This is a genomic window from Streptomyces sp. NPDC096105, from assembly GCF_044763335.1.
Lineage (GTDB): Bacteria > Actinomycetota > Actinomycetes > Streptomycetales > Streptomycetaceae > Streptomyces.
Window position 1 is genome coordinate 258,140 of the sequence record NZ_JBIWGC010000006.1, and the last position, 26,036, is coordinate 284,175.

Sequence of the window (26,036 nt, forward strand, 5' to 3'; positions counted from 1 at the left end):
GCATGGAAGAGCAGGAGGGTTCCTCCACGGAGTCACGGCATGCCCCTGGCGGTGATGCGGCGCCGCCCGGCGCCTGGCTCTACGGTCCACCGGATGGGTCGCCGCAGCCGGTTCTGGCCAGTGCCTTGACTCGGCTTGCCGCCTTCATCGGTGACGTCGTCCTGTTTGTTGTGGTCCTGGGATCTCTGGTGGGCGTGGAGGCGTACCTCGTCGGGAGCCCCAGTGGCGGTGTTGCGGCTTTCGCTGTGCTCCTGTTCTGTTACTCCCCGCTCTGTACTGCCTGGTGGGGAGGGACGCCAGGGAAGCTCCTGTTCGGAATCCGCGTGGTGCGCGCCCGGGATGGACGTCCTCTCACCTACGGGCGGGCGCTGGGTCGCCACATGTCTCATTTTGGGATGCAGGCCGTGCCCCTCCTGAACATCATCAACAACGCGAGATGCGTGTGGAACAAACCGCTGAAACAGTGCTTTCACGACGTGATCGCCGCCAGTGTGGTTGTGGAGCGGCCGAGGCGTTCCAGGCGGAACGACTAGCGTCTGGCGCGCAGGACAGGTCGGGCGGGACCGGTGCAGGCCGTCACAGCGCTGGGGCCCTGGCACGCGTTCCGTGATCCATCCGGCCTGAGTGTGCTCAGGCCCGGTCTCCTTCGGTCTCGATCCGGCGGCCGGGGAAGCCCTGGTCAGGCCGCTTGTGCCCTGGGGGTGGGGTGATGGGCGACCAGGTCAGGTTCTTCTTGCTGCGGGTGAGGCGGCCCGCCACGAGGGTGTCGCTGCCCAGGTGATGAGAGACTCCGAGTGCTGGCCGAGTCGCTCGTAGTCACAGACGTGCCGGCGGGCGTTCATCATCCGGGCCAGGGACCTCTCGACGATCCGGCGGCGGCGTCCCGATCACGGAGAACCGCTCGGCCTCGCCCCCGATGGACGCCGGGACGCGGTGGACCGTCCAGGCCGGCTCCACGTCGACGAACCGGCCGCGCGGGCGCATCGGCTCGCTCTCCAGGGCGCGGTCGCCGATCGTGAACTGGCCCTTGGCGCGCTGGGCGACGACTTCCCGCAGCTCGGCTGCGATCTCCTCGTACCGCTGCTGTGAAACACTTCCGGCCTTGTCGGTCTCCTCCGGCATGGCGCCGGCCGCCCCTCACCGGAACCGGTGACCGGCCGCCGCCCGCCCCTCAGTCCGCCTCCGTGATCCTGTCCACCGCCTCCCGCGTCGCCGACCGGTCCGGCGGGTCGTCGTCGAGGGCGCGGTGGAGGGTGAGGCCCTCGATCAGGGCGTCGAGCCGGCGGGCCGTGTCCGGGGGGAAGTGGCGTTCCAGCAGGGCGCGGCTGCGGCGCATCCAGTGGACGCACAGGGCGCGGTACGGTTCCCGGCGGGCCGCCAGCGTGTACAGCTCCTGGACGAGGATCAGGTCGCGGCGCGGGCCCTCGGAGAGGGTGTGGACGAGGCCGGTGACCGCCTCGCGGGCCTCCTCGGGGGTGGTGGCGCCGGCGAGGTGGCGTTCGAAGACGGCGACCACGTGGTCGGCGTAGCCGGTGAACGCCTCCAGCAGCAGTTCGTCGATGCCGGTGAAGTGGTACGTCATCGAGCCGAGCGGCACCCCGGCGCGGGTGGCGATCTTGCGGTGGGAGACGCCGGCGACGCCCTCCTCGGCGATCAGGTCGAGCGCCGCCGTGAGGATCCGTTCGCGGCGGCGGGGGTCGGTGTGTCCGGTGGCCATGCGGGCTGCTGGCGGGCCGTCAGAGCGTGCGGACGGGGCGGGCCGGGTTGCCGACCGCCACGACGTTCGCCGGGATGTCCTTGGTGACCACCGCTCCGGCGCCGATGACCGCGTTGTCGCCGACGGTGACGCCGGGGCAGACGATCGCGCCGCCGCCGATCCAGACGTTGTCGCCGATGGTGATGGGCCGGGCCGCCTCCAGCTTGTCGCGGCGGGGCTGCGGCTCCACCGGGTGGGTGGGGGTGAGCAGTTGGACGTTCGGGCCGATCTGGCAGTCCTCGCCGATGGTGATGGCGGCGACGTCCAGCGCGGTGAGGTGGTAGTTGACGAACGTGCGGGCGCCGATGCTGATGTTGCTGCCGTAGTCGACGTACAGGGGCGGGCGGATCTCGACGTCCTCGCCGACGGAGCCGAGGAGTTCGGCGAGGACCGCCCTGGCCTGGTCCCGCTCGTCCAGGTACGTGGCCTGGTAGCGGGCGGCGAGCCGCATGGCGCGTTCCAGCCGGCGGCCGATCTCCGGGTCGTCGGCGATGTACAGGTCGCCCGCGCGCATCCGCTCCAGGTTCGTGCGCGGATCACCCGCGAAGTAGTTCGTCGTCATGCGTACGATCGTACGCTCCCAAGCGCCCGGAGTGTATGGGCGTACGCTCCCCGCGCGCGACGAGCGCCCCCGCGCCGGGCGGGGCGCGGGGGCGTCCGTCAGTGAGGAATCGGTGAGGAAGGGGAGCTACGGCGTGGTCGTCACGCCGCCGGGGTCAGCTCCGCCCGGCCGAACAACAGGGCGTAGCCGGGCGGGAGTTGGTCCAGGACGCGGGTCACCAGCTCGTCGCCGACCAGCGGGGGCAGCACGCTGAGGACGGAGCTGACGTCCCAGCGGGCCGTGGCCGGGGTCGCGCCCTCGATGCGGGCCGCCACCGAGTCGACGAACTCGGCCGCCGTGAGCCGGCGGGTCGCCGGGATCTGCGAGGCGACCACCCGCGCGGCCTCCTCGGGCAGGGCGCGGGCCAGGTCGACGCGCTCGTCCCCGACGACGTGGCCGCCCAGGGCGGACAGGACGATGCGGGTGACGCTCTCCGCCTCCGACCGCGTCGGGTACTGCCCGGCCTCCCGTACGGCGTCGACGAGTCCGCGCCAGGCGGGGTCCTGCGCCGGGCGCTGCCCGGGCGCCGGGGTGGCGCCTCCGGGCTGCGGGATCGTAGGCCTCTGCGGCGTCAGCGTGGTCATCCGAAGCTCCTCTCCTTCTCCGGTATTCGGTTCTCCGGGGCCGGGGTGCCGGTCGGCCGGGTCGGCCGACTGGCCGGTCGGTCCGGTAGTCCGGTCGGCCCGGTAGTCCGGTCGGCCCGGTAGTTCGGTCGGTCCGGTGGGCCGGTGGGCCGGTGGGCCGGTCGGTCCGGCCGGTCCGGTGGGCCGTCGCCCGCCTCGGGCGTACGGCGTGGGGGCGCGTCCCGCGGGCCGGAGGGGGAGGCCGCGGGACGCGTGGAAGGGGTGGGCGCGTGTCAGGCTGCGAGCTGCTTGCGGCTGTCGCCGCCCGTGATCCGGATGCGGCGCGGCTTGGCCGCTTCGGCCACCGGGATGCGCAGGGTCAGGACACCCGCGTCGTACGTGGCGTCGATGCGCTCGGTGTCCAGGGTGTCGCCGAGGAAGAGCTGCCGGGTGAAGGTGCCGGTCGGACGCTCGGCGACCACCGTCTCCGCGTCGTCGGGGGCCGACGAACGGCGCTCGGCCCGGACGTTCAGGACGTTGCGCTCGACGTCGAGCTCGATGGTCTCCGGGTCGATGCCGGGGATGTCGAAGTGAACGACGAAGTCGTCCCCTGCCCGGTAGGCGTCCATCGGCATCGCCGACGCGCGGGCGGCCGGACCGAGGACCTGCTGCGTGAGCCGGTCGAGATCGCGATAGGGGTCTCCCCAGACTCGAGCGAAGCCGAGAGCTGGGGAAGGGTCGGTGCGCATGAGCATCACAGTCCACTCCTTTCTGTGAAGTCGTCTGTGCGATGCCCCACGGGTCAATTCCTTATATAACTCATCGGGAGGAAAGTTGACAACCACAGACTCAGTTTTGGGCGGGCGGTTGCTCCGGGGCTGGTGGCAGGGGGCGTCACCAGGCGCGTTAGCCTCGAGGTCCGTGGTTTTCCGCGCCCCGCGGGGCGTAGTGGCAGGAGGCAGCAGGCATGGCGAAGGTTCCCAGTTCGGTCGTGGCCGCGAGCGGGCTCGTCGGCGGGTACGGCGTGGCCCGCTGGACCCGTAAGCGGCAGCTCGGCGGGGTCGTGCTCGCCGCCGCCGGGGTCGCCGCCGCCCAGCAGTGGCGGGAGCGGGCGGGCGGCCCGGCGGCCGGCGCGCTGTCGGCGGCGTACGTGGCCGCCTTCGCCGGGTCGCACCCGCTGGCGAAGAAGGTCGGCGCCTGGCCCGCCGTGTTCGGGGTGGCCGGCGCGGTCGCCCTCGCCTCGTGGGCGGTGGCCGACCGGCGGGGCTGAACCCGCCTGCCGTACGCGCGGACCCGTCTGCCGCACACGCGCGGACGTCCGCCTGCCGCACACGCGCGGGCGCCCGGCTCTCCGGCCTGCGGTGGCCGGCGCCGGGCGCCCGGGGGAAGCGGCATCCCCCCGGGCCTCGCGCCCTGGTGTCACCTACTCGCCGGCTCTCCCTGCGGCTTCGCCGCCGACAGCGGGGTGGCGATGTCCTCCAGGGAGCGCCGCTCCGCGTTCACCGCGAGGAACACCGCCACGACGCCCGCCGCGACCATCAGGCCCGCGCCGATCTGGAAGGCCAGGACCGCGTCGGACACCACGCCGGACTCGGTGAGGCCGGCGAAGATCAGCGGGCCGCTGATGCCGCCCGCGGCGGTGCCGACGGCGTAGAAGAAGGCGATGGACATGGCCCGGGTCTCCATCGGGAAGATCTCGGAGACCGTGAGGTAGGCGCTGGACGCGCCGGCCGAGGCGAAGAACAGGACCACCGACCAGCAGGCCGTCATCGTGGTCGCGTCCAGCGAGCCGCGGTCGAACAGCCAGGCCGTGGCGAACAGCAGCACGCCCGACAGCACGTACGTGCCGGAGATCATGATCCGCCGGCCGACCGTGTCGAACAGCTTGCCCAGCAGCAGCGGGCCCAGGAAGTTGCCGAGCGCGATGACCGCGAAGTAGTAGCCGGTGTTGCCGGAGGGGACGTCGAAGAACTGGGTGAGGATCGCGCCGTAGCCGAAGGTGATGGCGTTGTAGAGGAACGCCTGGCCGACGAAGAGCGCGAACCCGAGGGCCGCCCGCTTGCGGTACTTGGCGAAGACCGTGCGGGCGATCTCGCCGAAGGTGGTGCGTTCGCGCTGGCGGATGACCATCTCGCCCTCGGCGGGGGGCAGCGGTTCGCCCCGCTCCGCCTCGATCATCCGCTCGGCGCCGCGGACGATCTGTTCGGCCTCCTCCTCCCGGCCGTGGATCAGCAGCCACCGTGGACTCTCGGGGACGTGCCGGCGTACGAGGAGGATCACCAGGGCCAGGACGGCGCCCAGGGCGAAGGTCAGCCGCCAGCCGACGTTCACCGGGAAGACCGACGTGTTCAGCGCGACGATCGACAGCAGCGCGCCGCCGACGGCGCCCAGCCAGTAGCTGCCGTTGATGATCAGGTCGACGCGCCCCCGGTACTGCGCCGGGATCAGCTCGTCGATCGCGGAGTTGATGGCCGCGTACTCGCCGCCGATGCCGAAGCCGGTGAGGAAGCGGAAGAGGAAGAACCACCAGGTGTCGAAGGCCAGCGCGGTCAGCGCGGTGGCGCCGAGGTACACGGCCAGGGTGATCAGGAAGAGCTTCTTGCGGCCGTAGACGTCGGTCAGCCGCCCCCAGAACAGCGCGCCCGTGCAGGCGCCCGCCACGTAGAGCGCCGCGGCGATGCCGGTGATCTGGCCGGACGTGATGTCCAGGCCGCTGCCGGGCTCCGCCAGCCGGCTGGCGATGTTGCCGACGATGGTGACTTCCATCCCGTCCAGGATCCAGACGGTGCCCAGGCCGATCACGATGGACCAGTGCCAACGGGACCACGGAAGGCGGTCCAGACGCGCGGAGATGTCGGTCGTGATGGTGCGTCCCGTCCCGGGCTGCGCTGTCGCCATGGGCTCCCTCCTCGACGAAGTGAACCCCTTGTGCCCCGAGCCCGCCGATTTCACGCCCGGGGCGCACCCGCCCCCGCTCGCCCGGTACGGCCCCGCCCGCGCCCTTACGCGCCCAGCGCCCGCGAGACGGTGTAGATCACCAGGCCCGCCAGGGAGCCGACCACCGTGCCGTTGATGCGGATGAACTGCAGGTCGCGGCCGATGTTGGCCTCGATCTTCTTCGTCGTGTGCTCGGCGTCCCAGCTCGCCACCGTGTCCGTGATCAGGGAGGTGATCTCCTTGCGGTAGGTGGTCACCACGTACACCGCGGCGCTCTCCAGCCAGCCGTCGACCTTGCCCTGGAGCTTGGGTTCGAGCGACAGGCGGGCGCCCAGCGACAGCAGCGACGCCCGCAGGCGCAGCCGCAGTTCGCTGCGCTCGTCCTCCGCCGCCGACACGATCATGCCCCGTACGGCCGTCCAGGCGGACGCGATCAGGTCCTGCACCTCGCTGCGGCCCAGGATGTCGCCCTTGAGGCGCTCGACGCGGGCGCGAGTGTCGGTGTCGGACTGGAGGTCGGTCGCGAAGTCCGTCAGGAAGCGGTCCAGGGCGCCGCGCGCGGGGTGGCCGGGCATGTCGCGCATCTCGGTGACGAAGCGCAGCAGTTCCTTGTAGACGCGCTCGCCGACCTTGCGGTCCACGAACTTGGGCGTCCAGCCGGGGGCGCCGCCGTGCACGGCGTCCATCACGGCGTCGCTGTGCAGCACCAGCCAGTCGTGGGCGCGGGAGACCACCACGTCCACCGCGCGTTTGTGGCCGCCGTCGGTGACGATCCGCTCCAGCATCTTGCCCATGCCGGGCGCGATCTCCTGGGCCTCGGCGCGGCGGGTGACGGCCTCCCCGACGACCGCCTGCACGTCGGAGTCGCGCAGCACCGTCAGCGCGCCGCGCAGGGCCGCCGACACCTCCGCGGTGACCCGGTCGGCGTGCTCGGGGACGGCGAGCCAGGCGCCGAGCCTGCTGCCGATGCCGACGGCGCGGAGCCGTCCGCGCACGACGTCCTCGGAGAGGAAGTTCTCCCCGACGAAGTCGCCGAGGGCGGTGCCCAGCTGGTCCTTCTTGGTGGGGATGATCGCGGTGTGCGGGATGGGCAGGCCCAGCGGGTGCCGGAAGAGGGCGGTGACGGCGAACCAGTCGGCCAGCGCGCCGACCATGCCCGCCTCGGCCGCCGCGGCGACGTACCCCGCCCAGGCGCCGGCGCCCCGGTGGGAGGCCCACTCGGCGAGGACGTAGACGAGGGCCACGAAGACCAGCAGGCCGGTGGCGGTGAGCTTCATCTGGCGCACCCCGCGCTGCTTCTCCTCGTCCGCGGGGCTGAACGTCGTCATCGCGCGGTTCGTGGCAGCGCCCGTGCGGGCACGCTGCTCGGCGGCGTCCCGGTCCTCGGGGTCCGCCGTCTCAGTCCGTTCCATCCGCTCCACCCGTTCGGTATTCCCTCACGCATTGTCCCTTCCTGACCGACTCCTGGAACGGAACAGGAGTTCCCGGCGTCTGTCCTCGGGGAGATTGTCCCGGGACGTCACCCAGGGGTACCCCCGGGGCCGCCCGGACACCCCGGGCCGCTCGGAAGCACCCTCCCAAGGCCCGCCCGGGTTCGCTCCCCGGGGCCGCCCGGACGATCGTCGGCCGCGTCCCGCGCACGGTCCCCCCGCCCTGGCCCACCATGGTGCGTCGGACCGGAGCCCCGACCGCGGCTCCCGCCTCCCGAGGAGAACGGAACAGCATGACCCGGCGTCGTGACGGCGTCCCGGCGACACCGGCCGCCGGGGCGGAGCGAACCGTCCGGCGGGAGCGTCCCGCCGGACGGAAGCCTTTCGCCCGGCGGAGGCGGCCCGCCGGACCTGAGCCCTTCGCCGGACCGGGGAGCTCCGCCCGGCAGAAGCGCCCCGCCGGACCGGAAACCTCCGCCCGGCCGGCGCGCCCCGCGCGGTACGGGGCGCTGCTCGCCGCGATGGTCGCGGCGGTCGTCTCGGTGTCGGCCGTGATCTTCGTCGGGGCGTCGGCCGACGGCGCGCGGGGGCGGGACCCCCTCGCGCGGGGGGCCGGCCGGCCCGGGGACCCCGTCGCGCCCGCCTCCGCCGGTACCTGGGTCACCGCCTGGGCGACCGCGCCGGGCGGCGGCGAACCCGGCACGGAGAGCGTCGGTCTCGCCGGCCGGTCCGTGCGGAACGTCGTGCACACCAGTGCCGGCGGCACCCGCGCCCGCGTCACGCTGTCCAACCTCCACGGCCGCACCCCCCTCACCCTCACGCACGCGTCGATCGCCGTCTCCGCCGGTCCGGACACCGCCGCCGCGCTCGCGGACACGATGCGCGCCCTCACCTTCGCCGGGAGCCCGTCCGTCGTCGTCCCGGCGGGCGGGCAGGTGGTCAGCGACGCCGTGCGCGTGCGGATCCCGCGCGACGGGCACGTGCTGATCAGCACGTACTCCCCCGTCCCGTCCGGGCCGGTGACGTACCACGAGCACGCCCGGCAGATCTCCTGGGTCGCCGAGGGGGAGCACACCCGCGACACCACCGGGGCGGCCTATGACGGGCAGAGCACCGTCTGGCGGTACGTGACCGCGCTGGACGTGCTGAGCGACGACTCCGAGGGCACGGTCGTCGTCCTCGGCGACTCCCTCACGGACGGCGTCTCCTCCACCGTCGGCGCCGACGCCCGCTGGCCCGACGTGCTGTCGGACCGGCTGCGCACGGACCTCGCGGCCGGCCGCGACCTCCCCCGCTACAGCGTCGTCAACGCCGGGCTCAGCGGGAACCGCGTGCTCACCGACGGGCCCGGGCTGCCGCCGCGCAACCCCAGCGCACTGCGCCGCTTCGACCGGGACGTGCTGGGCCGAGCCCACGTCCGGGTCGTGGTCGTCGTGCTCGGCATCAACGACATCCTCCGCGCGCCGGGCACCGCCGACCCCGAGCGGATCGTGGGCGGGCTGACGGCCCTGACCGAACGGGCGCACGCCCAGGGGCTCAAGGTCGTCGGGGCGACGCTCATGCCGTACCGCGGGCACCGCGCGTACACCCCGTCCGGGGAGGACGTGCGGCAGCGGGTCAACGCGGAGATCCGCGACGGCGGCGTGTTCGACGAGGTCGTGGACTTCGACGAGGCGGTGCGCGACGGGTACGACCCGCGCCGGTTCCGGGCCGGCTACGACTCCGGGGACGGGCTGCACCCCAGCGACGAGGGGTACGCGCGCATGGCGGAGGCGTTCGAGCTGAAGGCGCTGGAGGGCGGGGCGCCGGCCCGGCTGTGACCCGCCGCCGGACCGGCGGGACGTGTCAGCCGTCCTCCGGCCGCCGCTCGCGCCGCTCCCGCGCGCCGTGCAGGTTCAGCGGGTCGTGCAGGCGGCGGGACTCCTCCAGCTCCCGGCGGTGCCGCTCGGCGTGGTCCAGGTGCTCCTGCCGCTGCTGCTCCGTCTGCTCCAGGTGCTGCCGGCGCCGCTCCTCCTTGCGCTCCAGCTTCTCCCGGCGCCGCTCCTCGCGCAGCCGCTGCCGCTCCGCGCGGGGCAGCTTGCGCTGCACGCCGACCCCGCCCCAGAAGGCGAGCCCGGTGACGATCACGCGCGGGGCGCCCGGCTCGGCCGGCACGCCCTCCTCGCGGTGGTCGAAGCCGCCCATGATGCCGACGCCGCGCACCACGACCTCCACGCCGGGCGGCACGATCACGTCGATCCCGCCCATGATCGCGACGGCGTTGACGACGATCTCGCGGTCCGCGAAGTTCGCCTCGCGCAGGTCGATCTCGCCGCCGCCCCAGAAGGCGAAGCAGTTGAAGCGCCGGGGCGCCGTCCACCGCCCCTTGCGCTGGAAGCCGCTCATCACGGCGACCGCCCAGGTCGACGTCCCCGAGTCGTCCCCGCCGACGATGCGGTCCGCCCAACCGCCGCCCGGCGCCGGGTCCTTCGCCGGCGAGACCGAGGGGACGACCGTCGCCCCCGAGGCGGGCAGGTCACGGGTGATCGGCGCGAGCTCCCCGTAGGTGCGCGCCTGGTAGGTGGCGTCCAGCCGCTCCTGGAACTCCTCCATGTCCAGACGACCCTCCGCGAGGGCCTCCCGGAGGACTTCGGCGACCCGTTCGCGGTCGGCGTCGGAGGCACGGAGGTCCGGTGCGGGTGCGTCGTCGGTCATACCCAGCAGCCTACGAGTTGTCCCCGCCGCACGGCTACGAGGACCGCGTCGGCGCCCGCCCGGCCCGCTCCGCGTACATCTTCGCGATGACCGCCTCGATGTCCGGCTCCCGCACCGACAGGTCGACCAGCGGGTAGCGCTCCGCGATCCGCGCCACCAGCCCGGCCGCGGACTGTGCCGCCGGGAACGCCACCCACTGGCGGGGCCCGTCCACCCGCACCACCCGGGCGGGCCCGGGCACCTCGACCGGCGGGCACTCCCGCTCCAGGTCCACCACCAGCGTCCGCTCGCTCTCCCCCACCTCGTGCAGCCCGGCGAGCGCCCCGTCGTACACCAGCCGGCCGTGGTCGATGACCATCACGCGGGAGCACACCTGCTCGATGTCCTGGAGGTCGTGCGTCGTCAGCAGCACCGTCGTGGAGCGCTCCGCGTTCACCTGCCGCAGGAACTCCCGCACCCGGGTCCTGGAGACGACGTCCAGGCCGATCGTCGGCTCGTCCAGGTACAGCACCTCCGGGTCGTGCAGCAGCGCCGCCGCGATGTCCCCGCGCATCCGCTGGCCCAGCGACAGCTGCCGCACCGGCACCTCCAACAGGTCCCCCAGGTCCAGCAGTTCGACCAGCCGGGCGAGGTTCTCCCGGTACCGGCCGTCGGGGATGCGGTACATGCGGTGCATCAGCTTGTACGAGTCGATCAGCGGGAGGTCCCACCACAGCGTGGTGCGCTGCCCGAACACCACCCCGATGCGGTGCGCCAGCCGGGTCCGCTCCCGCGACGGGTCGATCCCGGCGACCCGCAGCCGGCCGCCGCTCGGGGTGAGGATGCCCGTCAGCATCTTGATCGTCGTCGACTTCCCGGCGCCGTTCGGCCCGATGTAGCCGACCATCTCGCCGCGCGCCACCGTGAAGGAGATCGAGTCCACGGCCCGCACCTGGTGCCGTTCCCGCCGCAGCAGCCCCTTCCGCCTCCGCACGTCGAAGACCTTCTCGACCCGGTCCAGCTCGATGAAGGCCCCCGCTCCCCCACCGGTGTCCGGTTCGGCCGTCGTGTCCATCCGCCCGCTCAACTCCCCACGCTCCTGTACGACCTGAGACCGGTCCGCCACGCCAGACCCGCCAGCGCGCAGCACCCCGCCGCCACCAGCGGCGACGCGAACGCCGCCCACTCCGGCAGCGCCAGCGGGTACGGGCGCCCCAGGACATGGGCGGCGGGCACCCAGTTGACGAAGGCGAGCGGCAGCACGAACGTCACCCCGCGCACCAGGTCCTTCCCGAACACCGCCGGCGGGTACTGCAGCATCGTCGTCCCGCCGTACGTGAACGCGTTCTGCACCTCCGCCGCGTCCTGCGCGTAGATCTGGAACGCCGCGCCCGCCACGAACACTGCCATGAAGATCGCCGCGCCGGCCACCACCATCAGCGGCACCAGCAGCGCCTTCGACACCGTCCAGTCGACGTCCGCCGCCGCCAGCGCCCAGCCCAGCACCACCCCGCCCTGCACGACCCGGCCGAAGCGGCGGAGCGAGAAGCGGTCCCCGCCGACCTGCGCGAGCACCGGCACGGGACGCACCAGCAGCACGTCGAAGGAACCGTCCCGGATCCGCGACCCCAGCTGCGTCATCGAACCCGCCGCGAGGTGCGCGAGCCCGAACGACGTCACCGACGCCGCGTACAGGAACGCCACCTCGGGCAGCGACCAGCCGGCCAGCGAGTCGACCTGCGAGAACATCAGCAGGATCCCCACGAAGTCCAGCCCGGTCATCACCAGGTTGCCCAGCAGCGTGACCACGAACGACACCCGGTAGGTCATGCCGGACCGCACCCACATCCCGGCGATCATCCGGTACGCCCGCAGCCCCTCCCGCACCCCGCCGCGCTCAGCCACCCTGCACCACCACCCGGCGCGTGGCCGCCGACTGCACCAGCCGGCCCGCCGCCAGCAGCACCACCGCCCACACCGCCTGGAAGGCGAACGCCCCCGCCACCGCCGTCTCCCCCAGCAGCACGTCCGCCGGCACCTGCAGCTGCGCCGCCCACGGCAGCGCCCGCGCCACGTCGCCGAACCCGCCCGGGAAGACGTTCAGCGGCAGCACCATGCCCGAGAAGAACACCCCGAGGATCATCATCACCTGGCTCACGCCCGTGCCGTCCAGCAGCCAGAACACGCTCAGCGCCATCAGGTAGCGGATCGCGAAGCTCACCACGGCCGCCAGCGCCACCGCCACCGCGAACCACGCCCAGGTGTCGAAGCGCGAGGGCAGCGCCGTCGGGAAGAACAGCCCGCCCACCAGGAACGGCACCACCCCGCGCCCCAGCAGCTGGAACACCGCCCGGCCCAGGTCGCCCGCCAGCCACCACAGCTGCAGATCCGCCGGCCGGTACAGGTCCACCGCGATCTCACCGGTGCGGATGCGCTCCATCAGCTCCGCCTCGACGCCCCCGCCCTGCAGCGCCAGCGCCGCGAACAGGCACTGCCCCAGCCACACGTACGTCACCGCCTGCGCCTGGTCGTACCCGCCGAGGTCCGGACGCTCGTCCCACAGCGCCAGGTACGTGTACACGAGGATCAGCCCGAACACCGTGTTGGTGAACACCCCGGCCGCGGTCGCCGCCCGGTACGACGCGTACCGCCGGAAACCCCGCACCGCCACGGCCAGGTACAACCGTGCCGAACCCACGCCTTCCGTCCCCCTCCGCCGTCCGCACCGAAGCGCAGGAGCCTACGGGGTGCGGCAGATCCGCCGCCACGGGTTTTCCGGCCCGTCCTCCGGTCAGGTGAACACCCGGCGCGACCGTACGGGTGACAAGCCGCACGGTGCACGACGCGCGTCGCCGCCCGGCGAACGCGACGACGGATGCGACAGTCTTCAATAAGAGGACGCACGAGGCGTACGCACACGCATGAGGCGTACGGGAACGAACGAGGCGAATCAGGAGTCCGTGCACGACATGAGCGACGAGCCGCAGCCGAAGAAGCCCCGTCCGGACCGGGCGTCGCACGAGCCTCAGGCGGCCGACGCCCCGCAGCGGAAGAACGGCGGCGAGGCCCGTGACACAGGTCCCCGCGACACGGCGCCGGCCGGCGGCCCGCCCGACGCCACACCGGACGGCCCACGGACGGACGACCCCCGGACGGACGACCCCGCCCTCACGCGAACGGACGAACCCGGCGGAAAGAGCGGAACCGGCCCCGCCGCGGCGAAGAAGGCCGCCCGCGAGGAACGCCGGGCCGCCCTGAAGGCCCGCCGCACCGGCTGGCGCCGCCTCGTCCCCACCCGGCGCATGGTCCTCGGCACGTTCCTCGTCACCGCCCTGCTCCTCGCCGGCGGCTTCCTCCTCGGCTACGCCCTCGTCCAGATCCCCGCCGCCAACGCCCTCGCCACCCAGCAGGCCAACGTCTACCTCTACGCCGACGGCTCCGTCATCGCCCGCGACGGCGAGGTCAACCGCGAGAACGTCACGCTCTCCCAGATCTCCGAGGACGCCCGGCACGCCATGCTGGCCGCCGAGGACCGCGACTTCTACACCGCGTCCGCCGTCGACCCCCAGGCCATGGTCCGCGGCGCCTGGAACACCCTCACCGGCAAGGGCAAGCAGTCCGGCTCCACCATCACCCAGCAGTACGTGAAGAACTACTACCTGCGCCAGGAACAGACCGTCACCCGCAAGGTGAAGGAGTTCTTCATCGCCATCAAGCTGGACCGCAACCAGACCAAGGACGAGATCCTCGAGGGCTACCTCAACACCAGCTTCTTCGGCCGCGGCGCCTACGGCATCCAGGCCGCCGCCCACGCCTACTACGACATGGACGCCTCCGAACTCGACGCCGGCCGCGCCGCCTACCTCGCCGCCCTCGTCAACGCCCCCAGCCAGTACGACGTCGTCGCCCACCCCGAGAACCGCGCCTTCGTCGAGGACCGCTGGAACTACGTCCTCGACGGCATGGTCGACGAAGGCTGGCTCGACCCCGCCGAACGCGCCCGCCTCACCTTCCCCGTGCCCAAGCGCACCACCCACTCCACCGGCATGTCCGGCCAGCGCGGCTACATCGTCAACGTCGTCAAGGAACACCTCGTCGACAACGAGATCGTCGACGAGGCCTCCCTCGACGCCGGCGGCTACCGCATCACCACCACCCTGCAGAAGGACAAGCAGGACGCCTTCGTCAAGGCCGTCGACGACAACCTCATGGACCGCCTCGACCAGGAGAACCGCGAGGTCGACACCTACGTCCGCGCCGGCGGCGCCTCCGTCGACCCGAAGACCGGCAAGGTCGTCGCGATGTACAACGGCGTCGACTACGTCAAGCAGTACACCCCCAACGCCACCCGCCGGGACTTCCAGACCGGCTCCTCCTTCAAACCGTTCGTCCTCACCGCCGCCGTCGAGAACCGCTCCCGCACCCAGGACGGCCGCCCCATCACCCCGAACACCCGCTACGACGGCACCAGCGAACGCCCCGTCCAGGGCTGGCCCGGTGAACGCTACGCACCCGAGAACGAGGACCACCAGGACTACGGCGACATCACCGTCAGCGAGGCCACCGACAAGTCCGTCAACGCCATCTACGCCCAGATGGCCGTCGACGTCGGCCCCGACAAGGTCCGGCAGACCGCCGTCGACCTCGGCCTCTCCCCCGACACCCCCAGCCTCGACGACGCCGGCCCCTCCATCGCCCTCGGCGTCGCCACCGCCAGCGTCCTCGACATGGCCCAGGCGTACGCCACCCTCGCCCACCACGGCAAGCACACCCCGTACACCCTCGTCGAGAAGGTCACCCGGAACGGCCGCGACCTCACCCTCCCCGAACGCCGCACCCGGCAGGCCGTCAGCCGCGAGGCCGCCGACACCACCACCTCCGTCCTCAAGGGCGTCGTCGAGAACGGCACCGCCACCGCCGCCCAGACCTCCGGCCGCCCCGCCGCCGGCAAGACCGGCACCGCCGAGGAGGACACCGCGGCCTGGTTCGCCGGCTACACCCCCGACCTCGCCACCGTCGTCGCCGTCATGGGCCAGGACCCCGTCACCGCCGGCCACAAGTCCCTCTACGGCGCCATGGGCCTGCCCCGCGTCAACGGCGGCGGCGCCCCCGCCGAGATCTGGGGCCAGTACACCCGCGACGCCCTCGAGGGACAGCCCGTGCGCTCCTTCGACCTGCGCCTCCAGCCCGGCGCCCACGAGAGCCAGCCGCCCGCCCCCGACGACGGCACCGGCCCGCCCTCCTCCGACGCCCCCTCCGCCCCCGACACCCCCGGCACCGCGGCCCCCGGCGACGAGGACACCGGCGACGGCACCCCCGACGGCGGCGACAGCGGCACCGGCGACGACGGCGGAGAAGACGGGGCCGGCGAGAGCGGCGAGAACGGCGAGGACCAGGACGGCACCGGAGGGACCACCGGCTCCCCCACCGGCGACGGCACTGGCGACGGCACCGGCACGGGAGGCGGGGGCACCGGCGGCCCCACCGACGACGGCTCCAACCGCGACGAACTCCCCGGCCCCGGCGGCCTCAGCGGCGCCCTCGACGGACGCCGCTGGAACTGACGCCGGAACCGGGGCGGAACAACCGGCTCAGTGACCCGACGTCGCCTTCAGACCCACCACGGCCACCAGCAGCAGACAGATGAAGAAGATCCGGGCCGCCGTCACCGGCTCCCCCAGCACCACCATGCCCAGCACCGCCGCCCCGGCCGCGCCGATCCCCACCCACACGCCGTACGCCGTCCCGATCGGCAGCGTCCGCGCCGCGTACGACAGCAGCAGCATGCTCGACACGATGCCCGCACCGGTCAGCACGCTCGGCCACAGACGGGTGAACCCGTCCGTGTACTTCATGCCGATCGCCCAGCCCACCTCCAGCAGACCGGCGACCACCAGCAGAACCCACGCCATGACAGGCACCTCCGGGACACGACAGCGAAACGGGGGTGCGTCGTCTTTGCCTTCACCCCGGTACGGCGCGTCTCGTCGGGGCCCGCACGGCCGGGCCGCACAGGACCTCCCACGGTAGCCCACCCCACGAAAAGGGCCGGTGACACCCGTCACCGGCCCCTCGCGACACCGGGCTACAGGTACAGCCCGGTCGAGTCCTCCGACCCCTCGAAACGGTCCGCGGCCACCGCGTGCAGATCCCGCTCCCGCATCAGCACGTACGCCGTCCCGCGCACCTCGACCTCCGCACGGTCCTCCGGATCGAACAGCACCCGGTCACCCGGCTCCACCGTCCGCACGTTCTGACCCACCGCGACCACCTCGGCCCAGGCCAGCCGACGGCCCACCGCCGCCGTCGCGGGAATCAGAATGCCGCCCCCCGAACGCCGCTCGCCCTCACCGGTCTCCTGCCGCACGAGCACACGGTCGTGCAGCATCCGGATCGGCAGCTTGTCGTGCGGGGAACTGTCGTTTCTGTTGGCGCTCACAGTCTGAAACCTACCTGCCTCGACGACGGACCTGTACGGGAGGGGTGACCGACGGACCGCACCTCAGCCCCGCCGCCGACGGGACCCGGCCACCAGCAGCCCCACGACCCCCACCGCCAGCAGCCCCACCGGGACCACCCGCTCCAGCCGCGGCGCGCCCGTCTCGTCCACGAACTGCGCCTTCACCTCGCTCACCACGCGGTTCACGCTCACATAGGCGCGCCCCAGCGTGTGGTCCACGTTCGACACGACCCTGGCCTTCGCGTCCCCCACGATCGTCCTCGGGTGCACCCGCACCCCGATCTCGTCCAGGGTCTCGGCCAGCGCCGCACGGCGACGCTCGATGTCCGCCTCGATCTGCGCCGGGGTCCTGGTGTCCGCCGTGTCCGCCACCGTGTCGCCTCCGCAATCCGCTGTGTTGCCTGTGCCGGACAGTCTGTCAGCTTCACGCCGCGCCGCACTGTCAGGACCCCCGGTTACCCTCGATCCCGGCACCCGATCCACGCAGTGCGGCACGTACGAGGAGACCAGACCGATGAGCGAACGCCTCAAGCCCGGGGACGAGGCCCCCGCCTTCACCCTGCCCGACGCCGACGGCAACGAGGTGTCGCTGGCCGACCACAAGGGCCGCAAGGTCATCGTCTACTTCTACCCGGCGGCCCTGACCCCCGGCTGCACCAAGCAGGCGTGCGACTTCACCGACAACCTCGGCCTGCTGGCCGGCGCCGGCTACGACGTGATCGGCGTCTCCCCGGACGCGCCGGAGAAGCTCGCGAAGTTCCGCGAGAAGGAGTCCCTCGAGGTCACCCTCCTCGCCGACCCGGACAAGAAGGTCCTGGACGCCTACGGCGCGTACGGCGAGAAGAAGAACTACGGCCGCACCTACAGGGGCGTCATCCGCTCCACGATCGTCGTCGACGAACAGGGCAAGGTCGAGCACGCCCTCTACAACGTCCGCGCGACGGGCCACGTGGCCAAGATCATCAAGGACTTGGGCATCTGACCCGGCCGCCCCCGCGGAACGGCCTGTACCGGCATCCCGGTACAGGCCGTTCCGCTTTCCGTGCGTGACCGTCCGATATCCGGTCCGTTGCTCCGTACGAGACCGCGAACACGTGGCCGGGCGACGGAGGGGGTCGACGGGGGCGAGCGTGTACACGAAGGAACGGCTGGAGGAAGCCGCCCGGGGAGCACGGACGCTGTCGGAGGCGCTGGTGCGACTGGGGCGGATCCGAGGAGTTCGACACGGCGGTACGTGCTGACCCGCATGAGGCGGCTCGGCGTCGACAGCTCGCCGGGCGCTGCTCGAAGCCGGCGTGCCGAACGAGTGCGCCGAATGCGGTACGGGGCCCGAGTGGCTCGGCGAGCCGATGACCCTGGAGATCGATCACATCGACGGGGACCGGAGTGACGACCGGCGGGAGAACCTGCGGTTGCTGTGTCCCAACTGCCATGCGATCACCAGTACATGGTGCCGGGGTGGGCGCGGAGCCCATCGGGCACCCGGCTGTCGGAGCGCCTGGCCGGGTAGCATGAGCGCGCGAGCGGCCGTGGCGGAATTGGCCTACGCGCAGCACTTAGGATGCTGTGGGAGAGATCCCTTGAGGGTTCGAGTCCCTCCGGCCGCACACGTGAGAGAAGGTCCACCCGATCCGGGGGGACCTTCTTCTTCGTTCAGCCCAGCAGCTCCCGCACCACCGGCACCAGCCCCCGGAACGCCTTGCCGCGGTGGCTGATCGCGTTCTTCTCCTCCGGGGACAGCTCCGCACACGTGCGGGTCTCGCCCTCCGGCTGGAGGATCGGGTCGTAGCCGAAGCCGTTCGTGCCGGCGGGGGCGTGGCGGAGGGTGCCGTTGAGGCGGCCCTCGACGACGCGCTCGGTGCCGTCGGGGAGGGCGAGGGCGGCCGCGCAGGCGAAGTACGCGCCGCGGTGTCCGTCGGCGATGTCGGCGAGCTGGGCGAGGAGGAGGCCGAGGTTGGCCTCGTCGTCGCCGTGGCGGCCGGACCAGCGGGCGGAGAAGATGCCGGGGGCGCCGCCGAGGACGTCGACGCAGAGGCCGGAGTCGTCGGCGACGGCGGGCAGGCCGGTGGCCCGGGCGAGGGCGTGGGCCTTGAGGAGGGCGTTCTCGGCGAAGGTGACGCCGGTCTCCTTGACGTCGGGGACGTCGGGGTAGGCGTCGGCGCCGACGAGTTCGTGGGGCAGGCCCGCGTCGGCGAGGATCGAGCGGAGCTCGGTGATCTTTCCGGCGTTGCGGGTGGCGAGGATCAGGCGGGTCATGGGCCCAGTATCCCTGGGCCCGTGACCGGGGCCGTCGCTACGGGGTGCAGACCTTGGTGAGTTCGCCGGCCGCGTCGGTGACGGGGCTGAGGTCGGGGGTGGTGTCGCCGTTGTCGAGGGAGGTGCGGACGTTGTCGACGGCCTTCTCGAGGTCGTCGACGGCCTTGCCGACGTCGGCGTTGTCGGTCTCGTCGCTGAGCTTGCCGAGGTTCTGGTCGACGGAGTCGAGGGCTTCCTCGAGCTGGGTGACGTCGTTGGAGGCGTTCTCGACGGCCTGTTGCATGTCGGTGACGCTCTCGGCGACGGCGTCGGCGGTGCGGACGCAGTCGAGTGCCTTGTCGACGGCTGAGCAGCCGGTGGTGAGTCCGGCGGTGAGCGCGACGGCCGCCAGGGTGGCGGCGACGGCTGCGGTGCGGCGTCGGCGGCTCGCGGCCATGGAACGTTTCCTCCCTCGTCGGGCCGGTGGGGCCCGGTCGGCGGCGGGTGCGCGGGGTGGTGTCCGTGCGCCCGTATCCCTTCAGACGCGGCGGCGGCCGGCGCGGTTGCTCCGCGCCGACCACGGTCCTTGGGGGGTCTTTTACTTTTCGAGGAGGGTATCGAGTGCGGCGCGCTGGGCGGCGGCGAGTTCGGTGCAGCCGGTGACGGCGAGGTCGAGGAGGGCGTTCAGTTCGTCGCGGGCGAAGGGTTCGGCCTCGGCGGTGCCCTGGACCTCGACGAAGCGGCCGTCGCCGGTGCAGACGACGTTCATGTCGGTGTCGGCGCGGACGTCCTCCTCGTAGCAGAGGTCGAGGAGGGGGACGCCGGCGACGATGCCGACGGAGACGGCGGCGACGGTGCCGGTGAGGGGTTTGCGGCCGGGCTTGACGAGTTTCCTGCCCTGGGCCCAGCCGATGGCGTCGGCGAGGGCGACGTAGGCGCCGGTGATGGCGGCGGTGCGGGTGCCGCCGTCGGCCTGGAGGACGTCGCAGTCGAGGACGACGGTGTTCTCACCGAGGGCCTTGTAGTCGATGACGGCGCGCAGGGAGCGGCCGATGAGGCGGCTGATCTCGTGGGTGCGGCCGCCGATGCGGCCGCGGACGGACTCGCGGTCGCCGCGGGTGTTGGTGGCGCGGGGGAGCATGGCGTATTCGGCGGTGACCCAGCCCTCGCCGCTGCCCTTGCGCCAGCGGGGGACGCCTTCGGTGACGGAGGCGGTGCAGAGGACTTTGGTGTCGCCGAAGGAGACGAGGACGGAGCCTTCGGCGTGTTTGCTCCAGCCGCGTTCGATGGTGACGGGGCGGAGCTGTTCGGGGGTGCGGCCGTCGATGCGAGACATGGCGTCGAGCCTAGCCGTAGACGGGGCGGGCCCCTTCCGTGGCGGGAAGGGGCCCGGGGTGCGGGGCGGCCGACGGGTGGCCGCTCCGCGCGCGTCAGGTGGCGCGGCGGCTCACATCATGTCTTCGATCTCGGCGGCGATGGGGTCGGCGTCGGTGCCGATGACGACCTGGATGGCGCTGCCCATCTTGACGACGCCGTGGGCGCCGGCGGCCTTGAGGGCGGCGTCGTCGACCTTGGAGGGGTCCACGACCTCGGTGCGGAGGCGGGTGATGCAGCCCTCGACCTCTTCGATGTTGTCGATGCCGCCGAGCCCGGCAACGATCTTCTCAGCCTTGGTGGCCATGTTCGTTCTCCCTGATCCGAACCGCTTTGTCGCAGTAACCCACAGTTGGCCCATCTTTGCGAGCGGTCATGTCGTGGGCGCTCGATGATGGGCGTCACGACAGCGGGACCGTCCTGCCTCACTGGTCTACACCACGGGGCGGACTGCCGCCAAACCCTCGGGTCGCCCAGCGAAGGGGACGTGATGAGCGCGGAGAGCTCCGCCGGCGCCGACGCGGGGGTGAGTCCCCTGCGGGAGCGCTGGAACCGGTTGTTCCAGGGTCTGCAGAAGATGGGGCGCAGTCTGCAGTTGCCGATCGCGGTGCTGCCGGCGGCGGGAATCCTCAACCGGCTGGGGCAGCCGGACGTGTTCGGGGACGACGGTCTGGGGTGGACGAACGTCTCGAAGGTGATGGCGGGGGCGGGCGGCGCGCTGCTGGACGGGTCGCTGGGGCTGCCGCTGCTGTTCTGTGTGGGTGTGGCCATCGGAATGGCGAAGAAGGCGGACGGGTCGACGGCGCTGGCGGCGGTGGTGGGGTTCCTCGTCTATTTCACTGTGCTGCGGCAGTTCCCGAAGGACTGTCCGGAGGGGTCCCAGGCGGTGCCGAACGTCGGCTGTCAGGTGGCGGACGGGACGGTGACGTCGTTCGACTACCAGAATCCGGGGGTGTTCGGCGGCATCGTCATCGGTCTGACGGCGGCGTATCTGTGGCAGCGGTTCCACCGGACGAAGCTGGTGGACTGGCTGGGGTTCTTCAACGGGCGGCGGCTGGTGCCGATCATCATGGCGTTCGCGGCGATCGCGTTCGCCGCGCTGTGTCTGTGGGTCTGGCCGCCGATCGGTGACGCGCTGGAGGGTTTCAGCGACTGGATGACGGGGCTGGGCGCGTGGGGCGCGGGTGTGTTCGGGGTGGCGAACCGGGCGCTGCTGGTGGTGGGGCTGCACCAGTTCCTGAACGTGCCCATCTGGTTCCAGTTCGGTTCGTACACGAAGCCGGACGGGACGGTGGTGCACGGCGACATCAACATGTTCCTGGCGGGTGATCCGGAGGCGGGGCAGTTCCTGTCGGGGTTCTTCCCGATCATGATGTTCGCGCTGCCGGCGGCGGCGCTGGCGATCACGCACTGTGCGAGGCCGGAGCGGCGCAAGGAGATCGGCGGGCTGATGCTGTCGGTGGGGCTGACGTCGTTCGTCACGGGGATCACGGAGCCGATCGAGTACTCGTTCCTGTTCATCGCGCCGTTGCTGTACGCGGTGCACGCGGTGCTGACGGGGGTGTCGATGGCGGTGACGTGGGGGCTGGGGGTGCGCGACGGGTTCAGTTTCTCGGCGGGTCTGATCGACTACGTCATCAACTGGAACCTGGCGACGAAGCCGTGGCTGATCATTCCGATCGGCCTGGTGTTCGCGGCGGTGTACTACGTCGTTTTCCGCTTCGCGATCATGAAGTTCGGCCTGAGGACCCCGGGGCGGGAGCCGGAGGAGGAGGTGGAGGACGCGGCGCGGCGCTGACGTCCTGGGCTCGGGGCGGCTGCACCCGCCCTCGGAACCGTGAGTTCCGGGGGCTTTTCGGTGTGCTCGCGAAGGGGGCTCTCCGGCGTTTCGCGGGGGCACCGTGCGTAGTTCCGCGGTCGCACATCCGCGGGTTCCTCATGCGGCCTTCATCGTGCTACAACAGGTCTGCACCACGCATTGGTGTAGACCACCGGACGCCGCCGTCCTCTCCTGTGACCCGGGCGGCGCCATGCCCACTGGAGGAAGTTGTGTCCACGGCCAGCGCCGCTCCCGCGGCCGAGAAGAAGAAGGGCTCCGGCGTGATGGCTGTGCTGCAGCGCATCGGCCGCAGCCTGATGCTGCCGGTGGCCGTCCTGCCCGCCGCCGCGCTGCTGGTGCGCCTCGGCAACGCCGACATGCTGGGCCGTCCGGAGTTCCCGGCCTTCCTGACGAAGATCGCGTCCTTCATGACGGCCGGCGGCAACGCGATCCTCGACAACATGGCCCTGCTCTTCGCGGTCGGCATCGCCATCGGCTTCGCGAAGAAGTCGGACGGCTCGACCGCGCTCGCCGCCGTCGTCGGCTACCTGGTCTTCAAGAACGTCCTCGGCACGTTCACCGACGGCAGCCTGCCGAAGAAGGAAGCCATCGTCGACGGCAAGATCGTGATGGTGGAACAGGCGGTGGACGCCAAGGTGCTCGGCGGCGTGGTCATGGGCCTCGTCGTCGCCCTGCTCTACCAGCGCTTCTACCGCACCAAGCTGCCCGACTGGGCGGGCTTCTTCGGCGGGCGCCGGCTGGTCCCGATCCTGTCGGCCTTCGCCGGTCTGCTCATCGGCATCGTCTTCGGCTACATCTGGCCGGTCCTCGGCACGGGCCTGCACAACTTCGGCGAGTGGCTGGTCGGCTCCGGCGCCGTCGGCGCGGGCATCTTCGGTGTCGCCAACCGCGCCCTGATCCCGGTCGGCATGCACCACCTGCTGAACTCCTTCCCGTGGTTCCAGGCGGGCGAGTACGAGGGCAAGAGCGGTGACATAGCCCGCTTCCTGGCCGGCGACCCGACCGCCGGGCAGTTCATGACCGGCTTCTTCCCGATCATGATGTTCGCGCTGCCCGCGGCCTGCCTGGCCATCGTGCACTGCGCCCGCCCCGAGCGCCGCAAGGTCGTCGGCGGCATGATGTTCTCCCTGGCGCTGACCTCGTTCGTCACCGGTGTGACGGAGCCGATCGAGTTCACGTTCATGTTCATCGCTCCGGTCCTGTACGCCATCCACGCGGTCCTCACCGGTGTGTCCATGGCGCTGACCTGGGCGCTGGGGATGAAGGACGGCTTCGGCTTCTCCGCCGGCGCGGTCGACTTCTTCCTGAACCTGGGCATCGCGACCAACCCGTGGGGCCTGGCCCTGGTCGGCCTGGTGTTCGCGGCGGTGTACTACGTGGTCTTCCGCTTCGCGATCACCAAGTTCAACCTGCCGACGCCGGGCCGCGAGTCCGACGAGGAGCTGGCGGAGCTGCAGAAGGCCGAGGCCAAGTAGCCCGCTCCGTACGACGCCGAAGGCCCCGGAACCGTGAGGCGGTTCCGGGGCCTTCGCGTGCCGCGGCTCAGATCTCGTACGTCGCCCCCGGCGCCGCCAGCCCCACCGGGCCGTCGTACACCGCGCGGGCGTCGGTGAGGTTGACCTGCGGGTCGGTCCACGGCGGGATGTGCGTGAGGATCAGCCGGCGGGCGCCCGCGCGGGCCGCCGACTCCCCCGCCTCGCGGCCGTTGAGGTGCAGGTCGGGGATGTCCTCCTTGCCGTGCGTGAAGGCGGCCTCGCACAGGAAGAGGTCGGCGTCCCGGGCGAGGTCGTCCAGCAGCGGGGTCGCCCCCGTGTCGCCGGAGTAGGTCAGCGTCTTCCCGCCGTGCTCGATGCGGATGCCGTACGCCTCGACCGGGTGCGCGACGCGCTCGGTGTGCACGAGGAACGGGCCGATCTCGAAGGTGGACGGCTTGACCGTGTGGAAGTCGAAGACCTCGCTCATGGAGGAGGCCGAGGGGGTGTCGGCATAGGCGGTGGTCAGCCGGTGCTCGGTGCCCTCGGGGCCGTAGACCGGCAGCGGGGCGCAGCGGCCGCCGTCGTGCCGGTAGTAACGCGCCACGAAGTAGGCGCACATGTCGATGCAGTGGTCGGCGTGCAGGTGGCTGAGGAAGATCGCGTCGAGGTCGTAGAGACCGCAGTGGCGCTGCAGCTCGCCCAGGGCGCCGTTGCCCATGTCGAGGAGCAGCCGGAAGCCGTCGGCCTCGACGAGGTAGCTCGAGCAGGCCGATTCCGCGGACGGGAACGACCCCGAGCAGCCGACGACGGTGAGCTTCATGAAGCAGAAACCTCCGCTGGCGGGTGTGGGAAGACGGGGGTCGTGCGGTGCGTCGAGCGTAAGGCGCAAAACCTGCGGTCGCTCCTCCACCAGGTGCCGTTGTGGGCGAACTCACCTGTGCTGTCACCGGTTCGGCTGGAAGGCCCGCGTACGGGGGCGGGAGGGGGCGCGCGCCATCGGCTCGCGCCGGTACCGTCCGGGCATGAACACGACTTGGTGGCTCGCGCTCGCCGCGGTGGTCCTGCTCGCCCTGGTCGCCGCCCTCGTCGACGGCTGGGGGCGGGGCCACCGCCCTCGCGGCCGCCGGCGGCCGGAGCGGGACGAGGAGCCGGAGTGACGGCGCCCGGACACGCGTGAGGGGCCGGGGAGAGCGTCCCCGGCCCCTCACGTCGCGCGTGCCGGGCTACGCCCAGAGCTGTCCCTGGAGGGTTTCGATGGCCTCTTCCGTCGTCGCGGCCGTGTAGACGCCCGTCGACAGGTACTTCCAGCCGCCGTCGGCGACGACGAAGACCACGTCGGCGGACTCCCCCGCCTTCTGGGCCTTCTTCGCGACGCCGATCGCCGCGTGCAGGGCGGCGCCGGTGGAGACGCCGGCGAAGATGCCCTCCTGCTGGAGCAGTTCGCGGGTACGGGTGACCGCGTCGGCGGAGCCGACGGAGAAGCGGGTGGTCAGGACGGAGGCGTCGTACAGCTCGGGCACGAAGCCCTCGTCGAGGTTGCGCAGGCCGTAGACCAGGTCGTCGTAGCGCGGCTCGGCGGCGACGATCTTCACGTCGGGCTTGTGCTCGCGCAGGTAGCGGCCGACGCCCATGAGGGTGCCCGTGGTGCCGAGGCCGGCGACGAAGTGGGTGACCGAGGGGAGGTCGGCGAGGATCTCCGGGCCGGTGGTCGCGTAGTGGGCGCCCGCGTTGTCCGGGTTGCCGTACTGGTAGAGCATCACCCAGTCGGGGTGCTCGGCGGACAGCTCCTTGGCGACGCGCACGGCGGTGTTGGAGCCGCCCGCGGCCGGGGAGGAGATGATCTCCGCGCCCCACATGCCGAGCAGGTCGCGCCGCTCCTGCGAGGTGTTCTCGGGCATCACGCAGACCATGCGGTAGCCCTTGAGCCTGGCGGCCATGGCAAGGGAGATGCCGGTGTTGCCGGAGGTGGGCTCCAGGATGGTGCGGCCCGGGGTGAGACGGCCGTCCTTCTCCGCCTGCTCGATCATGAACAGGGCGGGACGGTCCTTGATGGAGCCCGTCGGGTTGCGGTCCTCCAGCTTGGCCCAGATCCGCACGTCGGCGGACGGCGACAGCCGCGGCAGGCGCACCAGGGGGGTGTTGCCCACCGCGGCCAGCGGGGAGTCGTACCGCATGCGGATCAGGCCGCCCCGCCGGCGACGGCCGGCAGGATCGTCACGTTGTCGCCGTCGCTCAGCTTGGTGCTGATGCCGTCGAGGAAGCGGACGTCCTCGTCGTTGAGGTAGACGTTGACGAAGCGGCGCAGCTGGCCGTCGTCCACGATGCGGTCCTGGATGCCCGCGTGCCGGGTCTCGAGGTCGGCGAAGAGCTCGGCGAGGGTGTCCCCGCTGCCCTCCACCGCCTTCTGACCGTCGGTGTACTGGCGGAGGATGGTGGGGATGCGGACCTCGATGGCCATGGCTGAGGGCTCCTGTCGGAAGGTGTCGTGGGTTCTTCGACGGCGCACGGCGGCGCCGCGGCTCGGGGCCGTACGGCGGCGGCGGAACGTCAACAGATGGCGCTGTTCAGCCTGCACAGGTCGACGTGGAGCCGCGCCACGAGCAGAGTGCCCGGCGCCTTGTCGTCCACGTCGAGGAGAACCATGGGCTCATCGTATCGATTCCCGGTCCGGGATCCCGAGTGTGATCCCAGA

The 26,036-nt window shown here is 72.0% G+C and carries 30 protein-coding genes, 1 tRNA gene, 2 pseudogenes and 1 riboswitch; of the genes and pseudogenes, 10 read left to right on the plus strand and 23 right to left on the minus strand.

The window, feature by feature from the left end:
• Window positions 1–2: 2 nt before the first annotated feature.
• A complete protein-coding gene (locus tag ACIQ8B_RS13015; protein ID WP_403546718.1) occupies window positions 3–533 on the plus strand; it encodes an RDD family protein in 531 nt (176 codons plus the stop codon).
• Between the two features lie 202 nt (window positions 534–735).
• On the opposite strand, the pseudogene ACIQ8B_RS13020 reads toward ACIQ8B_RS13015, so the two are convergent.
• The 6 genes and pseudogenes from ACIQ8B_RS13020 to ACIQ8B_RS13045 all read right to left on the minus strand — a co-directional run.
• Window positions 736–878: pseudogene (locus tag ACIQ8B_RS13020) on the minus strand (IS5/IS1182 family transposase); the annotation flags it as partial.
• Window positions 817–1,122, minus strand: coding sequence for a hypothetical protein (locus ACIQ8B_RS13025; protein WP_403546719.1), 306 nt, complete (start codon window positions 1,120–1,122; stop codon window positions 817–819). The gene ACIQ8B_RS13025 and the pseudogene ACIQ8B_RS13020, both read right to left, overlap by 62 nt.
• Before the next feature lie 49 nt (window positions 1,123–1,171).
• Window positions 1,172–1,717: a TetR/AcrR family transcriptional regulator gene (locus ACIQ8B_RS13030; RefSeq protein ID WP_403546720.1), complete on the minus strand. Its 546-nt coding sequence runs from the start codon at window positions 1,715–1,717 to the stop codon at window positions 1,172–1,174.
• A 19-nt stretch (window positions 1,718–1,736) separates the two neighbouring features.
• Entirely contained in the window at window positions 1,737–2,318 is a 582-nt protein-coding gene (locus ACIQ8B_RS13035) for a sugar O-acetyltransferase (protein WP_403546721.1), read from the minus strand.
• A 140-nt stretch (window positions 2,319–2,458) separates the two neighbouring features.
• Window positions 2,459–2,941: a DUF2267 domain-containing protein gene (locus tag ACIQ8B_RS13040; protein ID WP_403546722.1), complete on the minus strand. Its 483-nt coding sequence runs from the start codon at window positions 2,939–2,941 to the stop codon at window positions 2,459–2,461.
• A gap of 272 nt (window positions 2,942–3,213) precedes the next feature.
• Window positions 3,214–3,675 (minus strand): Hsp20/alpha crystallin family protein, encoded by a 462-nt coding sequence (locus tag ACIQ8B_RS13045; protein WP_403546723.1) that lies wholly within the window; start codon window positions 3,673–3,675, stop codon window positions 3,214–3,216.
• Window positions 3,676–3,887: 212 nt separating this feature from the next.
• On the opposite strand from ACIQ8B_RS13045, the gene ACIQ8B_RS13050 reads away from it, so the two are divergent.
• The gene (locus ACIQ8B_RS13050) at window positions 3,888–4,190 is read left to right on the plus strand and encodes a hypothetical protein (RefSeq protein ID WP_106414033.1); all 303 of its coding nucleotides are present in this window, start codon (window positions 3,888–3,890) and stop codon (window positions 4,188–4,190) included.
• Between the two features lie 149 nt (window positions 4,191–4,339).
• Here the strand turns inward: ACIQ8B_RS13050 and ACIQ8B_RS13055 are convergent, their stop codons facing one another.
• Window positions 4,340–5,818, minus strand: a complete 1,479-nt coding sequence (locus tag ACIQ8B_RS13055; protein WP_403546724.1) for an MFS transporter — start codon at window positions 5,816–5,818, stop codon at window positions 4,340–4,342.
• A 104-nt stretch (window positions 5,819–5,922) separates the two neighbouring features.
• Entirely contained in the window at window positions 5,923–7,269 is a 1,347-nt protein-coding gene (locus tag ACIQ8B_RS13060) for a DUF445 domain-containing protein (protein WP_403546725.1), read from the minus strand.
• A gap of 539 nt (window positions 7,270–7,808) precedes the next feature.
• Here ACIQ8B_RS13060 and ACIQ8B_RS13065 point away from each other — a divergent pair.
• A complete protein-coding gene (locus ACIQ8B_RS13065; RefSeq protein WP_403546783.1) occupies window positions 7,809–9,107 on the plus strand; it encodes an SGNH/GDSL hydrolase family protein in 1,299 nt (432 codons plus the stop codon).
• A gap of 25 nt (window positions 9,108–9,132) precedes the next feature.
• Here ACIQ8B_RS13065 and ACIQ8B_RS13070 read toward each other — a convergent pair whose 3' ends face one another.
• The 4 genes from ACIQ8B_RS13070 to ACIQ8B_RS13085 are packed head-to-tail and all read right to left on the minus strand — an operon-like array spanning window position 9,133 to window position 12,658.
• The gene (locus ACIQ8B_RS13070; protein ID WP_403546726.1) at window positions 9,133–9,981 is read right to left on the minus strand and encodes a DUF1707 domain-containing protein; all 849 of its coding nucleotides are present in this window, start codon (window positions 9,979–9,981) and stop codon (window positions 9,133–9,135) included.
• A gap of 34 nt (window positions 9,982–10,015) precedes the next feature.
• Window positions 10,016–11,035 carry an ATP-binding cassette domain-containing protein gene (locus tag ACIQ8B_RS13075; protein WP_403546727.1) on the minus strand — a complete coding sequence of 340 codons (1,020 nt, stop codon included), beginning with the start codon at window positions 11,033–11,035 and terminating at the stop codon, window positions 10,016–10,018.
• Between the two features lie 8 nt (window positions 11,036–11,043).
• Entirely contained in the window at window positions 11,044–11,865 is an 822-nt protein-coding gene (locus tag ACIQ8B_RS13080; RefSeq protein WP_403546728.1) for an ABC transporter permease, read from the minus strand.
• Window positions 11,858–12,658, minus strand: coding sequence for an ABC transporter permease (locus tag ACIQ8B_RS13085; protein ID WP_403546729.1), 801 nt, complete (start codon window positions 12,656–12,658; stop codon window positions 11,858–11,860). Before ACIQ8B_RS13085 ends, ACIQ8B_RS13080 begins: the two co-directional genes overlap by 8 nt.
• 271 nt (window positions 12,659–12,929) lie before the next feature.
• Between ACIQ8B_RS13085 and ACIQ8B_RS13090 the strand changes: the two genes are divergently transcribed.
• Window positions 12,930–15,524 carry a transglycosylase domain-containing protein gene (locus ACIQ8B_RS13090; protein WP_403546730.1) on the plus strand — a complete coding sequence of 865 codons (2,595 nt, stop codon included), beginning with the start codon at window positions 12,930–12,932 and terminating at the stop codon, window positions 15,522–15,524.
• Between the two features lie 27 nt (window positions 15,525–15,551).
• Here the strand turns inward: ACIQ8B_RS13090 and ACIQ8B_RS13095 are convergent, their stop codons facing one another.
• The 3 genes from ACIQ8B_RS13095 to ACIQ8B_RS13105 form a co-directional block, all read right to left on the minus strand.
• A complete protein-coding gene (locus ACIQ8B_RS13095; RefSeq protein ID WP_106414026.1) occupies window positions 15,552–15,872 on the minus strand; it encodes a multidrug efflux SMR transporter in 321 nt (106 codons plus the stop codon).
• Between the two features lie 34 nt (window positions 15,873–15,906).
• A riboswitch (guanidine-III (ykkC-III) riboswitch) is annotated at window positions 15,907–15,973 on the minus strand.
• A gap of 72 nt (window positions 15,974–16,045) precedes the next feature.
• Complete coding sequence (locus ACIQ8B_RS13100) at window positions 16,046–16,348, minus strand: co-chaperone GroES (RefSeq protein WP_156698885.1); 303 nt, start codon at window positions 16,346–16,348, stop codon at window positions 16,046–16,048.
• Window positions 16,349–16,462: 114 nt separating this feature from the next.
• Window positions 16,463–16,792 (minus strand): DUF3618 domain-containing protein, encoded by a 330-nt coding sequence (locus tag ACIQ8B_RS13105; protein ID WP_290006926.1) that lies wholly within the window; start codon window positions 16,790–16,792, stop codon window positions 16,463–16,465.
• A 142-nt stretch (window positions 16,793–16,934) separates the two neighbouring features.
• Between ACIQ8B_RS13105 and bcp the strand changes: the two genes are divergently transcribed.
• The 3 genes and pseudogenes from bcp to ACIQ8B_RS13120 all read left to right on the plus strand — a co-directional run bounded on the left by bcp (window position 16,935) and on the right by ACIQ8B_RS13120 (window position 18,027).
• Window positions 16,935–17,402 (plus strand): thioredoxin-dependent thiol peroxidase, encoded by a 468-nt coding sequence (bcp, locus tag ACIQ8B_RS13110; protein ID WP_403546731.1) that lies wholly within the window; start codon window positions 16,935–16,937, stop codon window positions 17,400–17,402.
• A 112-nt stretch (window positions 17,403–17,514) separates the two neighbouring features.
• A pseudogene (locus ACIQ8B_RS13115) lies at window positions 17,515–17,898 on the plus strand (HNH endonuclease); the annotation flags it as partial.
• A gap of 45 nt (window positions 17,899–17,943) precedes the next feature.
• Window positions 17,944–18,027: transfer RNA gene (locus ACIQ8B_RS13120), tRNA-Leu, on the plus strand.
• Between the two features lie 46 nt (window positions 18,028–18,073).
• On the opposite strand, the gene rdgB is transcribed toward ACIQ8B_RS13120, so the two are convergent.
• The 4 genes from rdgB to ACIQ8B_RS13140 form a co-directional block, all read right to left on the minus strand.
• Entirely contained in the window at window positions 18,074–18,676 is a 603-nt protein-coding gene (gene rdgB, locus ACIQ8B_RS13125) for an RdgB/HAM1 family non-canonical purine NTP pyrophosphatase (RefSeq protein WP_290006928.1), read from the minus strand.
• Between the two features lie 37 nt (window positions 18,677–18,713).
• Entirely contained in the window at window positions 18,714–19,112 is a 399-nt protein-coding gene (locus ACIQ8B_RS13130) for a hypothetical protein (RefSeq protein ID WP_403546732.1), read from the minus strand.
• A gap of 141 nt (window positions 19,113–19,253) precedes the next feature.
• Window positions 19,254–19,991, minus strand: a complete 738-nt coding sequence (gene rph, locus ACIQ8B_RS13135; protein ID WP_106414021.1) for a ribonuclease PH — start codon at window positions 19,989–19,991, stop codon at window positions 19,254–19,256.
• A gap of 111 nt (window positions 19,992–20,102) precedes the next feature.
• Window positions 20,103–20,336 (minus strand): glucose PTS transporter subunit EIIB, encoded by a 234-nt coding sequence (locus tag ACIQ8B_RS13140; RefSeq protein ID WP_006131663.1) that lies wholly within the window; start codon window positions 20,334–20,336, stop codon window positions 20,103–20,105.
• A gap of 183 nt (window positions 20,337–20,519) precedes the next feature.
• On the opposite strand from ACIQ8B_RS13140, the gene ACIQ8B_RS13145 reads away from it, so the two are divergent.
• Both ACIQ8B_RS13145 and ACIQ8B_RS13150 read left to right on the plus strand, forming a co-directional pair.
• On the plus strand, window positions 20,520–21,827 hold the full coding sequence (locus ACIQ8B_RS13145; protein ID WP_290006935.1) for a PTS transporter subunit EIIC: 1,308 nt from the start codon (window positions 20,520–20,522) through the stop codon (window positions 21,825–21,827).
• Window positions 21,828–22,078: 251 nt separating this feature from the next.
• The gene (locus ACIQ8B_RS13150; protein WP_106414019.1) at window positions 22,079–23,344 is read left to right on the plus strand and encodes a PTS transporter subunit EIIC; all 1,266 of its coding nucleotides are present in this window, start codon (window positions 22,079–22,081) and stop codon (window positions 23,342–23,344) included.
• Between the two features lie 67 nt (window positions 23,345–23,411).
• On the opposite strand, the gene ACIQ8B_RS13155 is transcribed toward ACIQ8B_RS13150, so the two are convergent.
• Window positions 23,412–24,164, minus strand: a complete 753-nt coding sequence (locus tag ACIQ8B_RS13155; protein ID WP_391663901.1) for an MBL fold metallo-hydrolase — start codon at window positions 24,162–24,164, stop codon at window positions 23,412–23,414.
• Window positions 24,165–24,366: 202 nt separating this feature from the next.
• Between ACIQ8B_RS13155 and ACIQ8B_RS13160 the strand changes: the two genes are divergently transcribed.
• Window positions 24,367–24,501, plus strand: a complete 135-nt coding sequence (locus ACIQ8B_RS13160) for a hypothetical protein (RefSeq protein WP_403546733.1) — start codon at window positions 24,367–24,369, stop codon at window positions 24,499–24,501.
• A gap of 66 nt (window positions 24,502–24,567) precedes the next feature.
• Here ACIQ8B_RS13160 and ACIQ8B_RS13165 read toward each other — a convergent pair whose 3' ends face one another.
• The 3 genes from ACIQ8B_RS13165 to ACIQ8B_RS13175 form a co-directional block, all read right to left on the minus strand.
• Complete coding sequence (locus ACIQ8B_RS13165) at window positions 24,568–25,518, minus strand: PLP-dependent cysteine synthase family protein (RefSeq protein WP_403546734.1); 951 nt, start codon at window positions 25,516–25,518, stop codon at window positions 24,568–24,570.
• Between the two features lie 5 nt (window positions 25,519–25,523).
• A complete protein-coding gene (locus tag ACIQ8B_RS13170; protein WP_106414015.1) occupies window positions 25,524–25,802 on the minus strand; it encodes a MoaD/ThiS family protein in 279 nt (92 codons plus the stop codon).
• An 89-nt stretch (window positions 25,803–25,891) separates the two neighbouring features.
• Window positions 25,892–25,987: a putative leader peptide gene (locus tag ACIQ8B_RS13175; RefSeq protein ID WP_342210902.1), complete on the minus strand. Its 96-nt coding sequence runs from the start codon at window positions 25,985–25,987 to the stop codon at window positions 25,892–25,894.
• Between the last annotated feature and the right edge of the window lie 49 nt (window positions 25,988–26,036).